The 12,744-nt window shown below is 62.6% G+C and carries 14 protein-coding genes; 7 read left to right on the forward strand and 7 right to left on the reverse strand.

Annotation, left to right across the window (positions count from 1 at the left end):
- Nucleotides 1-85: 85 nt before the first annotated feature.
- The 3 genes from NKI61_RS02970 to yihA all read left to right on the forward strand — a co-directional run bounded on the left by NKI61_RS02970 (nucleotide 86) and on the right by yihA (nucleotide 2,264).
- Entirely contained in the window at nucleotides 86-652 is a 567-nt protein-coding gene (locus NKI61_RS02970) for a fasciclin domain-containing protein (RefSeq protein ID WP_352519059.1), read from the forward strand.
- A gap of 317 nt (nucleotides 653-969) precedes the next feature.
- The gene (locus NKI61_RS02975; RefSeq protein WP_352498461.1) at nucleotides 970-1,608 is read left to right on the forward strand and encodes a CatB-related O-acetyltransferase; all 639 of its coding nucleotides are present in this window, start codon (nucleotides 970-972) and stop codon (nucleotides 1,606-1,608) included.
- Nucleotides 1,605-2,264, forward strand: a complete 660-nt coding sequence (gene yihA, locus NKI61_RS02980) for a ribosome biogenesis GTP-binding protein YihA/YsxC (protein ID WP_023696022.1) — start codon at nucleotides 1,605-1,607, stop codon at nucleotides 2,262-2,264. The genes NKI61_RS02975 and yihA overlap by 4 nt, the downstream gene beginning before the upstream one ends.
- A gap of 66 nt (nucleotides 2,265-2,330) precedes the next feature.
- Here the strand turns inward: yihA and NKI61_RS02985 are convergent, their stop codons facing one another.
- Nucleotides 2,331-3,074 carry a TetR/AcrR family transcriptional regulator gene (locus tag NKI61_RS02985; protein ID WP_352838818.1) on the reverse strand — a complete coding sequence of 248 codons (744 nt, stop codon included), beginning with the start codon at nucleotides 3,072-3,074 and terminating at the stop codon, nucleotides 2,331-2,333.
- Between the two features lie 146 nt (nucleotides 3,075-3,220).
- Between NKI61_RS02985 and NKI61_RS02990 the strand changes: the two genes are divergently transcribed.
- Nucleotides 3,221-4,402 carry an HlyD family secretion protein gene (locus NKI61_RS02990; RefSeq protein WP_023710412.1) on the forward strand — a complete coding sequence of 394 codons (1,182 nt, stop codon included), beginning with the start codon at nucleotides 3,221-3,223 and terminating at the stop codon, nucleotides 4,400-4,402.
- Between the two features lie 21 nt (nucleotides 4,403-4,423).
- A complete protein-coding gene (locus NKI61_RS02995) occupies nucleotides 4,424-6,019 on the forward strand; it encodes a DHA2 family efflux MFS transporter permease subunit (protein ID WP_352838819.1) in 1,596 nt (531 codons plus the stop codon).
- Nucleotides 6,020-6,136: 117 nt separating this feature from the next.
- Here the strand turns inward: NKI61_RS02995 and NKI61_RS03000 are convergent, their stop codons facing one another.
- From NKI61_RS03000 to NKI61_RS03020, 5 genes are all read right to left on the reverse strand, one after another.
- Nucleotides 6,137-7,684 carry an FAD-dependent monooxygenase gene (locus tag NKI61_RS03000; RefSeq protein WP_352838820.1) on the reverse strand — a complete coding sequence of 516 codons (1,548 nt, stop codon included), beginning with the start codon at nucleotides 7,682-7,684 and terminating at the stop codon, nucleotides 6,137-6,139.
- A 154-nt stretch (nucleotides 7,685-7,838) separates the two neighbouring features.
- Entirely contained in the window at nucleotides 7,839-8,333 is a 495-nt protein-coding gene (gene msrB, locus NKI61_RS03005) for a peptide-methionine (R)-S-oxide reductase MsrB (protein ID WP_023696027.1), read from the reverse strand.
- A 213-nt stretch (nucleotides 8,334-8,546) separates the two neighbouring features.
- The gene (locus NKI61_RS03010) at nucleotides 8,547-9,104 is read right to left on the reverse strand and encodes a fasciclin domain-containing protein (RefSeq protein ID WP_023696028.1); all 558 of its coding nucleotides are present in this window, start codon (nucleotides 9,102-9,104) and stop codon (nucleotides 8,547-8,549) included.
- Nucleotides 9,105-9,326: 222 nt separating this feature from the next.
- Nucleotides 9,327-10,049 carry an anti-sigma factor gene (locus NKI61_RS03015; protein ID WP_023673235.1) on the reverse strand — a complete coding sequence of 241 codons (723 nt, stop codon included), beginning with the start codon at nucleotides 10,047-10,049 and terminating at the stop codon, nucleotides 9,327-9,329.
- On the reverse strand, nucleotides 10,046-10,585 hold the full coding sequence (locus NKI61_RS03020; protein ID WP_023673234.1) for a sigma-70 family RNA polymerase sigma factor: 540 nt from the start codon (nucleotides 10,583-10,585) through the stop codon (nucleotides 10,046-10,048). The genes NKI61_RS03015 and NKI61_RS03020 overlap by 4 nt, the downstream gene beginning before the upstream one ends.
- A gap of 413 nt (nucleotides 10,586-10,998) precedes the next feature.
- Between NKI61_RS03020 and NKI61_RS03025 the strand changes: the two genes are divergently transcribed.
- Both NKI61_RS03025 and argB read left to right on the forward strand, forming a co-directional pair.
- Nucleotides 10,999-11,229, forward strand: a complete 231-nt coding sequence (locus NKI61_RS03025) for an amidase family protein (protein ID WP_023696030.1) — start codon at nucleotides 10,999-11,001, stop codon at nucleotides 11,227-11,229.
- Between the two features lie 77 nt (nucleotides 11,230-11,306).
- A complete protein-coding gene (argB, locus tag NKI61_RS03030) occupies nucleotides 11,307-12,200 on the forward strand; it encodes an acetylglutamate kinase (RefSeq protein ID WP_013528489.1) in 894 nt (297 codons plus the stop codon).
- A gap of 42 nt (nucleotides 12,201-12,242) precedes the next feature.
- Here argB and NKI61_RS03035 read toward each other — a convergent pair whose 3' ends face one another.
- Nucleotides 12,243-12,641, reverse strand: a complete 399-nt coding sequence (locus NKI61_RS03035) for a RidA family protein (RefSeq protein WP_023687463.1) — start codon at nucleotides 12,639-12,641, stop codon at nucleotides 12,243-12,245.
- Nucleotides 12,642-12,744 lie beyond the last annotated feature (103 nt).

The raw sequence follows: 12,744 nt of genomic DNA on the forward strand, positions 1-12,744 counted from the left end.
ACTCTGCACCGAAACTTTCCCGCAATCGCCGCGTAACTCTTCCCGACAATCGAATCAACAATTGTCGCACCAGAAGGGTTCTCCAATGGCAAAGTCCATCCTCAAGGCATTCTGCTTTTCCGCCGGCCTGGCTCTATCGGGCCTCGCAGCTACGACGGCCTATACGCTCGCCAATCCCGCCGTTGGCGGCGCTGCGATGCTGACCTCGAAGAACATCGTCGAGAACGCCCTCAACTCGCCGATCCACAAGACGCTGGTTGCCGCCGTCAAGGCCGCCGGCCTGGTCGACACGCTGGAAAGCGCGGGACCCTTCACGGTGTTTGCGCCGACCGATTCCGCCTTCAAGAAACTGCCGGCCGGCACCGTCGCCACGCTGGTGAAGCCCGAAAATAAGGACAAGCTGGCCAAGATCCTGACCGCCCATGTCGTGGCCGGCAAGATCTCCGCCAAGGATATGATGACCAAGGCCAAGGCGATGGGTGGCAAGTATGAAATGAAGACCGTCAGCGGCGACACGCTGATCGCCGAGGTAAAAAAAGGCGCGCTTTATATCGTCGACGAATCCGGCGGCGCCGCCAAGGTAACGGTCGCCGACGTCAACCAGTCGAACGGCGTCATCCACGTCGTCAACAAGGTGCTGTTGCCGAAGTAACGGTTTTAGGCAACGGCGAATGACGGCGGGCTGCGACGGGCTTTCTCGGTCTGCCTTCCCCACCTCACGGCGAGGTGCCATTCTTTTGAAGCCGTCTTCGCCACCACGGGGTCCTGCTTGTCCTTCGCAGGGCCCCGTTTTTCGTTTCAGGGCGCCTTAGGCGACTGCGCTGCGGTCGACCTGATCGTGATCTGCCGCGGCACGAACTGAACATCGAAGCCCAGCAGGGCTCGCTCATCGGGCGATTGGTGCTATAGGGCGGATCACGCCATCTAGAATGGCGGCTTTAATTTGCGCCACTCTCGACGGATCTCGCCATGGACGGACCCAACCCAGACATCAAGCACCCGATCCCGATGCACACCCGCGTCGGCTTCCTGAAGCCCCTGGTCACCGCGCCGAATATCGAGATCGGCGACTTCACCTATTATGACGATCCGGACGGACCGGACAAATTCGCCGAGCGATGCGTGCTGCATCATTATCCCTTCATCGGCGACAAGCTGATCATCGGCAAGTTCTGCGCCATCGCGGAGGGCGCGCGCTTCATCATGAACGGCGCCAACCATGCCATGTCCGGCTTTTCCACCTATCCGTTCAACATTTTCGGCCATGGCTGGGAGCAAGGCTTCGACCCGAAGACGTGGTCACAGGAAGTGCGCGGCGACACGGTGGTCGGCAATGATGTATGGATCGGCATGGATGCGGTGATCATGCCCGGCGTGTCGGTCGGCAATGGCGCCATCGTGGCGGCGAAATCGGTGGTGACGCATGACGTGCCGGCCTATGCGATCGTCGCCGGCAATGCGGCAAAGGTGGTGAAGATGCGTTTCGACGACAGGACGGTGCGGCGGTTGCTGGCTGTGGCGTGGTGGAATTGGCCGGTGGACAAGATCGGCCGCAACCTCAACGCCATCCGAGGCGCCGATATTTCCAGGCTGGAGGCAGCGATTTGAACGCGCTGGGCAACACCGTCATCGGCACCGACCTGTTCACCAAGGGGTGGATCTTCATCCGCGGCGTGCCGGCGATGAAGTTCCTGCCGCCGGAGGGGCCGCCTGAGATCGCCTTTGCCGGCCGCTCCAATGTCGGCAAGTCGTCGCTGATCAATGCGCTCGTCGGCCATAACGGGCTGGCGCGCACCTCCAACACGCCGGGGCGCACGCAGGAGCTCAACTATTTCGTGCCGGGCGGGTTTTCCGGCGAAGGCACCGACTTGCCGCCAATGGCGCTGGTCGACATGCCGGGCTACGGCTATGCCAGCGCGCCGAAGGAAAAAGTCGACGATTGGACCAAGCTGGTCTTCGATTATCTCAAGGGCCGCGTGACGCTGAAGCGAGTCTATGTGCTGATCGATTCCCGGCATGGCATCAAAGCCAAGGACGACGAGGTGCTGTCACTGCTCGACAAGGCGGCGGTGTCCTACCAGATCGTGCTGACCAAGACCGACAAGATCAAGGCCGCCGGCGTGCCGCGGCTGATCGAAGAGACATTACTGAAGATCAAGAAGCGACCGGCGGCGTTTCCGTTCGTGCTCGCCACGTCGTCGGAAAAGGGCGAGGGTCTGGACGAACTGCGCGCGGCGATCGTGCTGGCGGCCAATGGCGGTTAAAAGCAACTCCGGGAAAAGTGTGAAGCGGTTTTCCGTCCGGAGTTGCGAAAAAAGACCTTTGGCTAACTAGGCCTTTGCCTTGGACTTCGCCTCGAGCGCGATCATCTGATGGCTTTCTTCCTCGGCAAGCTTTTCGGTGCCGTAGGACTTCAGGAACAGGCTGACGCCCGACCGCACGATGTAGTCGATTTCATCCTGGCTCGGCGCCTTGGTGCGGTAGGCGAAGATGCACTGGCGAAACAGGCCGGCGAGGCACAGTTCGGTGAATTGATAGGCGGCAAGATCGACATCATCGATCTTGAGCAGGCCGCGTTCGATGGCTGCATTGAGGAACTTGACCACCTTGTCGTGGCCGCGTTTGGGGCCACGTTCGTAAAACCGCGCGCCCATGTCCGGTATCCTGTCGGAGGCGCCGATCACGGTGCGTTGCGCCTGGATGACCTTGGCCGAGGTGATCTTCATCGACAGCACCTTGCCGAATTTCACCAGCGTCTGGCGCAGATCGTCGGCGCGGTCGAGCATGTCGTACATGTTCTTGAAGATGGTGCCGCGCTCTTCCTCGATCAGCGCCTCGAACAGCTCTTCCTTGTTGGCGAAGTAGACATAGATCGTGCCCTTGGAGACGCCGGCCTCGCGGGTAATGTCGTTCATCGACGCCGCTTCGAAGCCCTTGTCGATGAACACGCGCCGCGCGCCCTCAATGATCTGGCTGCGCTTGACCGGATCCTGGCCCGCCGCCGGGCGGCCGCGACGCGCACTATCCAGCACATCGCACCGATCATTTTCGACGTCGGGTAACGTGTCGGCCATTAAAGTCACACCTCGCGAAATAATTCGAACCGAGCGGTTCGATTGCTCTTGATATGGGCCCGCCTTAGCGCTATGTCAACGTTCGCATCGAACCGAACGGTTCAGTATAACACATTTTCCTTATGTAGCTACGGTAGCGAGATATCATGTCCTCGAACACGCCAACCACCGCCGAAGTCCGCCCCTTTCCCAACGCCAAGGTCTCGCCGGTTATCGAAGCGCCGGAAGCGCCCATCAAGCCTGCCGCCGAAGTTTTGGCCGAGGTGCCGGCCAAGAAGAAGCGGTCGGCTCGCTCGTTGATGCTGCCGATCATCGGCCTCGCTCTGCTCAGTGCCGGCGCCTGGTATGGCTATAATTACTGGACCGACGGCCGGTTCCTGATTTCGACCGACGATGCCTATGTCCAGGCCGACATGTCGTTCGTCTCGCCGAAGATTTCCGGCTATGTCGATCAAGTCAAGGTCTCGGAGAACCAGCAGGTCAAGGCCGGCGATCCGCTGCTGACGATCGACGACGGCGACTACAGAATAGCCGTTGCCCAGGCGGAGGCGCAGATCGCCACGCTGGCCAAGACGCTCGACCGTATCGACGCGCAGACCAAGGCGGCGCAAGCTTCGCTGCAACAGGCGCAGGCGCACAAGGTCGCCGACCAGGCGGCAGCCGACAACGCCGCTCGCGCCCAGCAGCGCGCCGCGCAACTGGTCAAGACGCATGTCGGCACGCAGGCGCAACTGGACGATGCCCAGACCGCTCTCGACCAGGCCAATGCGGCCCTTGTCGGCGCCGACGCGCAGATTGCAGCCGCACAGGCCAATATCGGCGTGTTCGAAGCGCAGCGCGCCGAATCGGCCAGCACGCTGGCTTCGCTGCGGCTGAACCGCGACAAGGCCGCGCGCGATCTGTCCTTCACCGTGCTCAAGGCGCCTTATGACGGCGTCGTCGGCAACCGCTCGGTCGAGCAGGGCGACCTCGTCAGCCCCGGCCAGAAGCTCGCCGTCGTGGTGCCGCTGGACAAGCTCTACATCGTTGCCAACTTCAAGGAGACGCAGCTGGCCAAGCTGGTGCCCGGCGAGAAGGTTCGGGTCTCGGTCGACGCCACGGACGGCCATGATTTCGAAGGCACGGTGTCGTCGCTGGCGCCGGCTTCGGGTGCCGTGTTCTCGCTCCTGCCGCCGGAAAATGCCACCGGCAACTTCACCAAGGTGGTGCAGCGCATCCCGGTTCGCATCGACGTCCCGGCCGATGTGCTGAAGGCAGGCAGGCTGCGCGCCGGCCTGAGCGTCGTTGTCGCCGTCGACAGCCGCACGGCTCCGGCCGCGGCGAACTGAGCGAAAGCCGGGAGCAACGCCATGGCAACCGCAACCATAACAGCAGGAGCGGCGCCGGCCATGCCAGCGGTGCCGACGACCATCTCGACGCGCCGCCTCATCGCCTTCCTGGCGATGGTGTTCGGCATGTTCATGGCGATCCTCGACATCCAGATCGTCTCAGCCTCGCTGGCCGAGATCCAGGCCGGCCTCAGCGCCAGTTCCGACGAAATCCCATGGGTGCAGACCGCCTATCTGATCGCCGAAGTGGTGATGATCCCGCTGTCGGGCTTCCTCAGCCGGATGCTGTCGACGCGCGTGCTGTTTGCAGGCGCCGCGGCCGGCTTCACGGCGGCCAGCACGCTGGCCGCGACCGCCACCAACATCGACCAGATGATCGTCTACCGAGCCATCCAGGGCTTTATCGGCGGCGGCATGATCCCGAGCGTTTTCGCCGCCGCCTTCACCATCTTCCCGCCGTCGCGCCGCGCCATGGTGTCGCCGATGATCGGCCTGGTGGCGACGCTGGCGCCGACCATCGGCCCGACCGTCGGCGGCTATATCAGCCATGCCATGTCGTGGCACTGGCTGTTCCTCATCAATGTCATTCCAGGCATTCTGGTGACGGTCACGACCTGGACCCTGATCGATTTCGACAAGCCCAATCTCGGCCTGTTCAGCAAGTTCGACTGGTGGGGCCTTGCCGGCATGGCGGCGTTTCTCGGCTGCATGGAATATGTGCTCGAGGAAGGTCCGAACCATGACTGGCTGCAGGAACAGGCCGTGTTCATCTGCGCCATCATCATGGTTGTCGGTGCGGCGCTGTTCTTCTGGCGTGCCTTCACCGCCGAGGAGCCGATCGTCGATCTCAGGGCCTTCACCAACGTCAATTTCGCCTTCGGTTCGCTGTTCTCCTTCGTCATCGGCATCGGCCTGTACGGTCTGACCTATCTCTACCCGGTGTTCCTCGGGCGCATCCGCGGCTACGATTCCATGATGATCGGCGAAGCCTTGTTCGTCAGCGGCCTGGCGATGTTCGTCACTGCGCCGATTTCCGGCATCCTGTCGAGCAAGATGGATTTGCGCATCATGATGATGATCGGGCTGTTCGGCTTCGCTGCCGGCACATGGTGGATGACGCATCTGACCGCCGACTGGGATTTCTGGGAATTGCTGATCCCGCAGATCCTGCGCGGCAGCTCGATGATGCTGTGCATGGTGCCGATCAACAACATTGCGCTCGGCACCTTGCCGCCGGACCGGCTGAAGAACGCGTCGGGCCTGTTCAACCTGACCCGCAACCTCGGCGGTGCGGTCGGCCTTGCCGTCATCAACACCGTGCTGATCGATCGCAGCGCCTTCCACTACGCCAGGCTGGCCGAGCATGTGGAATGGGGCAGTGCGGCGGCGCAGACCAAGCTGCAGAACATGACGCTCGACTTCCAGCAGACTCCCGGCCTCGACGCCACCAAGGCGGCGATCTCCAAACTGTCGGGCATGGTCCAGCAGCAGGCGTCGCTGCTGTCGTTCATGGATGTGTTCACCATGCTGACCGTGCTGTTCGCGACCATGGCGGTCTTCACCCTGGTCATCGCCAAGCCGGCGCCGCCCGCGGGCAGCGGCGGCGGAGGCCATTGAGCGCGCCGGACCCCCCGCCTGGCGCGCTCATGTGTGACCCCGGAAATCACCCCCGATTTCCGGGGTCACGCTTAAGCATCGATCGTTGTCAAGCTCCTTGGTCGAACACCCGGCGCGCTATGCTGCGGCAGGCGGCCCAAACCATTTGGTCAGCGAGTCGGTTAGCCCGGCTGCTTCAGGGCCGCCGACCCAGGCCACATAACCGTCAGGCCGGACCAGCACTGCGCGTGGGGCTTCGACTGCCCCCAGCACCGGAAGCTCCCATGCGCCATCGTAGCTGGCGTCGACCAGCTGAATCCGCTCCACCCACTGGCCGATACCAAAAGCGCCGGGCTCACCAAGATTAAGCAGCAGCGGCCGAGCGTCATGCAGCAGGGCGAAAACCGGCAGCGGACCGGCAGCGGTGACGAGGTCGAGATCCGGCATGCGACGCCCCAGCAGCGGATGCCCCTCGCCAAGATCGTAGTGGATGTCCAGGCCGGACAACATGCCGGCAAAACGCTTGCGCGGCTCTTCCATGCCGAGAAGTTCCGACACTGTATCGCGCAGCGCCTTGGTGCGCTCGTCTTCGCGACGGAGCACGACCGACGCCATGGTGTTTTTCATCACACGCGCGGCAATCGGGTGGCGCTCTGCCTGGTAGCTGTCGAGCAGGCTTTCGGGCGCAGTTTTCCTGACCACCTGGGCGAGCTTCCAGCCCAGATTGACCGCGTCCTGCACGCCGGTCTGCAGCCCCTGTCCACCGTCCGGTGGATGCACGTGCGCGGCGTCGCCTGCCAGCAGCACCCGCCCCTTGCGGTATGAGGCTGCCTGCCGGGTCATGTCGGTGAAGCGGGCCAGCGATGTTGGATTGTGGACGCCGTAATCGGTGCCGTAGACGGCAATGAGCGCCTCGCTGAGCTCATGCAATGTGGGCACGCCGCCGGCCCCGACCTCGCGTTCGGTCACCAGCACCCGCACCGTACCGTCTTCCAGTCTGCTGAGGCCGTGAATTCCGATGGCATCGCGGTGGATACCCCATTGCGGCTCTTCTGTTACCTCGATCTCGGCGATCAAATTGCTGGTTGTCGGCTCGGAACCGGGGAACTCTATGCCCCCCGCCTTGCGCACGAGGCTTCTGCCGCCGTCGCAGCCGACAAGATAATCGGCACGAAGCGACCCGCCATCTGTCAGCGCGACATCGACGCCGCCTGCATCCTGCACGAAGCCTGTCACCTCGCGGCCACGGTAGACCGTGACGCCAAGTTCATCGACCCAGCAGGCAAGGATGCGCTCGATGTGCTTTTGCCACAGCGCCAGCCCGTAATTGTGGCGGGTGGGGAAGTCGCTGATATCAAGCGAAACGCCGGCGAAACCCGCGACCTGGGCGGTCTGGCCTTGCGACAGGAACCGATCGGCAATGCCGCGCTGGTCGAAGATCTCGATGGTGCGCGAATGCAGGCCGCCCGAGCGCGCGCCGGCGAGGTCCTGGTTCTCGCGCCGCTCGACGATGGCGACATCGATGCCGGCCAGGGAAAGCTCGCCGGCCAGCATCAACCCGGTCGGGCCGCCGCCGGCGATCACCACGGAATGGGATATTCGCGGCCGGTCCGCATCAACACCGTCGGTCGATTTGGCGGTCGATTTGGGCTCGCCGTCGCGAGCCCGTGCTTCAGTTCGTTGCATAGGTTCTGGCCCTCTCGTTAAGGGCTGCGGAATCTACGCATAAAAAGCCGTCTGCCAATTCTTGAAGTTGACTGTTTTCGCCCCATTTCAAGAGATAGGAGGCGGTCGTCACACCGGCGCCAAATCCCCAATCCCGCTAAAAGACGCCGAACGGTCAGGCAGTGGCCGGCTTGAAGCTGAGCGCCACGCCGTTGATGCAATGGCGCAGGCCGGTCGGCGCCGGGCCATCGTCGAAGACATGGCCGAGATGGCCGCCACAGCGGCGGCAGTGGACCTCGGTACGCGTCATGCCGAGCGAACGGTCCTCGGTCTTGCCGACGGCGTTGGCAATCTCCTGCCAGAAGCTCGGCCAGCCGGTGCCGGATTCGAACTTGGTCTCCGAGGAATAGACCGGCAGGTCGCAGCCGGCGCAGGCGAAAATGCCCTTGCGGTGCTCGTTGAGCAGCGGGCTGGTGCCGGGATATTCGGTGCCCTCCTTGCGCAGCACGTTGAAGGCTTCGTCAGACAGGATGGCGTGCCATTCGGCGTCGGTCTTGGTGACCTCGAAGGTTTCGGCGGCTTTGGCGGGCCCGCCCAAGCGCAACGTTGCCGCCGCGCCGGCAACGGTCGCAAAGGCGACGCCACTCAAAAGCAAGTCGCGACGGTTCATGACAGAAATCCTCCTGCGGGTTGTTATGCCAGATCTGGCCGGCACTGCAAAATCAAAAGCCGGCGACGGTGGGCCTCTGCAAACGAACGCTCCATACCGGCTCCGCGCTTATTGCGGACGGGATGGAGCGCTCGGTCGTTTGCTCGGCCCACGGGGGCGGGGCCGCGCAATCTGCAGGAGCTTACCGCCTGTTCGTCGGCGGCAGGGGCTTTGTTACATCTTCGGCAGCAGGACCTTGTCGATGACGTGGATGACGCCGTTCGACTGCTCGACGTCGGCGATCGTCACATTGGCGACATTGCCGTTCTCGTCGGTCACGGTGACCTTGCCGCCATCAGCCTTGAGCGACAGCTCGCAGCCGCCGACCGTCTTGACCTTGTGGGTGCCGCCATCGGCCTTGGCCATCGAGGCGACATCGGCGCCCATCGCCTTGGCGCCGATGACATGGCAGGTCAGGATCTTGGTGAGCTTGTCCTTGTTCTCGGGCTTGAGCAGCGACTCGACCGTGCCAGCCGGAAGCGCGGCGAAGGCCTCATTGGTCGGCGCGAAGACGGTGAACGGGCCGGCGCCCTGCAGTGTCTCGACCAGGCCGGCAGCCTTGACCGCGGCGACCAGCGTGGTGTGGTCCTTCGAATTGACGGCGTTCTCGACGATGTTCTTGTTGGCGAACATGGCGGCGCCGCCAACCATCGGATTCTCGGCATAGGCGACCGTGGCGAGGGCGGAGACGGTAATGGTACCGGCGAGCAAAAGGGTGGCGATTCTACGCATAGTGTTCGAACTCCTCGGGGTTATTGTTTCCTCTTTCGGAACATGAGGAGATACGAAATAGAACTGCCTGAGTTTCCGCGCGCCGGGAAAAATTTCCTTTATTTTGTCGACGAATTAATCTCCGGAGATCGAACCTCTAATCTCCAGCAGCGTATCCAAAACGAAAACAGCGGAAGATGTACTTCCGCTGTCTTCATTGTGACGTCATGGTTTTACGATTTATCAGATGCCCTTCAGGTCGCCCGCGGCAACGACCGGTCCGGTCGGCTGTCCGGTCGTCGAACCGCCCGTCGGCTCGACGCTGACGGCAAGCACGGCGCCTTGCGCCAGCTTCTGCTGCACTGCCGGGGTAACCGGAATGTGCGTGACCTGGCCGGCGGGAATGACACCCATCGAGACCGGCGCATTCTTGCCTTCGATCATCCACAGTTCGAAGTCCTTGCCGGCGGCGCGTTCGCCCGAAACCAGCGACAGGCCGACATCGCGGCGGGAAGCGTCGTAGACGACGAGGTATTTGACATCGCTGCCTTCGGCAGCCAGCGAGGCGACGAGGCGCTCCTGCGGCACGACGACCGGCGACCTGACGTAAGGCACGGCGACATAGAGCACCAGGGCCGCGAGAGCCGCTGCGGTGAGGCCGCGCCAGAAGCTAAGGCTGGACCACAGGCTGCCGCTCGGGGCCGTCGTCGATGCCGCGGTGGAGGAGAACAGCCGGCGATCGATAGCCGGCTTGATGGTGGCCGGCGGCTCTACCTCAGCATAAGCGGCAGCCATCGGCGAGAGATTCACTTCCCAGGAATCGACGAGACGGGCAAAGCCGGTCTCCGCGTCGATGCGTCCGGAGGCTATCTGGCGCTCATCCGCCGGCAGCACGCCGAGAACGTATTCGGCTGCGAGCAGGTCGTCGCCTCCACGTTCCGGTCCATTTTCTTCTGCCAGGGTCATCTTTCCAGACATTCTCTAAGTTTCAACAGGCTGCGGCGCAGCCATGTCCGCATCGTGTTGAGCGGAACCTTGTGACGTTCCGCGAGCTCGGCGTAACTTTCGCCGTTCAAATAAGCACCCCGAACGGCTTGCGCCCGGTCTTGTTCCAACTCTTCAAGGCACTGATAGATGCGCTCGGATTCACCGCCCGCAACAACCATAGCCTCTGGCCCCGGACCGGGGTCAGCCACGTCGAGCGCGGCATCGATATCGGCAGCGGGCTTGCGTCGCGACCGGATGCGATCAATCGCATGATTGCGTGCTATGGCCACCAGCCAGGAGATTGGGCTTAGATCGGAAACAGCGAAACGGTCCGCCTTCGTCCACACTTTGACGAAGACCTCTTGCAGCGCTTCTTCCGCATCTCCGCGATCCTTCAATACACGAAGGCACACGCCGAAAAGTTTCGCACTGGTTTGCCGGTAAAGCAGATCGAACGCAGTCCGATCCTTCATCGAGGTCCGGACAATCAGGGTGGAGATATCCTGCGGCGTCATACGGACAAGCTAAGCGATCACGATTTATTTGCAAAGGCAGAAATCTTGTTGTCCACGCAATCGATGTCCGCGCCCGATCGCCAGTAATCGCCGGTCGGTTGCCAAGGAAATCGGCTGTCGTTAGCCTCCCGCAGATAGGGGGACAGCAATGTCGGCCGAACGGATGCTGTGGGAGAACGATGCGACCGGCTTGGCAGAGCTGTTGCACAGAGGCGAGATCTCGCCGCCAGACCTTGTCGATGCTGCGATCGCGCGCGCCGAGGCAACCCGATCATTGCGCATCCGCCGCTTGCCTGAGGCGCCATGGACCCGAAGGGGGCCGACGAGCTCATCGAAAACCTGCTCGACAAATTGCATTTGACCCGTCTCTTGGAGATCAGATCCTTGTTTGGGCAATTGATGGACAAGAGCCTGTGGTTCACCACTGGCCGGCGATCCAGAATGTCAGCGGCCAGCCGTCGATCGCGCTGCCGGTCCATGTCACCGATGCCGGCCTGCCGCTCGGCATCCAGGCCGTCGGCCGCCCCGGCGACGAGCAGGACGCTTTTGTCGCTTGCTGCGCAGATGGAGAAGGTTTCCGGGTGGCTGACGCGGCGGGCGCCGCTCAAGGTGCCGGCCTGATCCGGCAGATTTCATCATCGTGATAGCAAAGCTGTTTGCGGCCTGGGCCAATTCCCGCTAAGACGCCGCCGTCCTTACCCACATCCAGGGAACCATGCCGATGACGGAGATCACCGCCACCGCCGAAATGCAGGCCGCCCTGCTCTCGCGGGCCCTGCCCTATATGCAGCGCTACGAGCACAAGACGGTGGTGGTGAAATATGGCGGTCATGCCATGGGCGATATCGAGCTCGGCAAGGCTTTCGCCCGTGACATCGCGCTGCTGAAGCAGTCCGGCGTCAACCCGATCGTCGTCCATGGCGGCGGGCCGCAGATCGGCGCCATGCTGGCCAAGATGGGCATCGAATCCAAGTTCGAAGGCGGACTGCGCGTCACGGATCAGAAGACGGTCGAAATCGTCGAGATGGTGCTGGCCGGTTCGATCAACAAGGAGATCGTCGCGCTGATCAACGCCGAGGGCGAATGGGCGATCGGCCTGTGCGGCAAGGACGGCAACATGGTGTTCGCCGAAAAGGCGCGCAAGACCATGATCGACCCGGATTCCAACATCGAGCGTGTGCTCGATCTCGGTTTCGTCGGCGAACCGGTCGAAGTCGACCGCACCCTGCTCGACCTGCTGGCGCGCTCCGAAATGATCCCGGTGCTGGCGCCGGTGGCGCCCGGCCGCGATGGCCATACCTACAACATCAATGCCGACACCTTCGCCGGCGCCATCGCCGGCGCCTGCCAGGCGACGCGCCTTTTGTTCCTGACCGACGTGCCCGGCGTGCTCGACAAGAACAAGAAGCTGATCGACGAGCTGACGGTGGCCGAAGCCAAGGCGCTGATCAAGGACGGCACGGTGTCGGGCGGCATGATCCCCAAAGTCGAGACCTGCATCGAGGCGATCGAGCGCGGCGTCGAAGGCGTCGTCATCCTCAACGGCAAGACGCCGCATGCGGTGCTTCTGGAACTGTTCACCGAACACGGCGCCGGCACGCTAATCGTGCCCTGATCGGCAACTGGCTTGGCGGCCAGTTGGTCGGCTGGCCAGCCCTTAGGCAGGCTGGGGCAGGCGCGCGATGACCTTTATCTCGAAGTCGAAGCCGGCTAACCAGTTGACGCCGACCGCCGTCCAATTGGTGTAGGGCGGTTCACCGAACACCTTCAGCCGAACGGCATCGATCACGGGCCATTGCGTTGCCGGATCGGTGTGGAAGGTGGTCACGTCGACTATATCGTCGAACGTGGCGCCCGCTGCTTTCAGCACTGCCGCGAGATTGTCGAAGGCAAGCTGGACCTGCTTTTCGAAGACAGGTTCGGGCGACCCGTCCTCGCGGCTGCCGACCTGGCCCGAGACAAACAAAAGATCGCCCGATCGGATTGCAGCAGAATAGCGATTGATCTCGTAGAGAGCCTGCCTGCCGGCAGGAAAGATCGCGTCACGTTTGGTCATTTTCACTCCATTGTCCGGGGCACTCACATACGTCCCGTATGCATGAGGTGGGTACATACGCCGCGTATGTCAATACGCATACGGTACGTATCTATGAATGGCA

Origin of the sequence: Mesorhizobium sp. M0514 (genome assembly GCF_040321145.1) — a bacterium.
GTDB lineage: Bacteria > Pseudomonadota > Alphaproteobacteria > Rhizobiales > Rhizobiaceae > Mesorhizobium.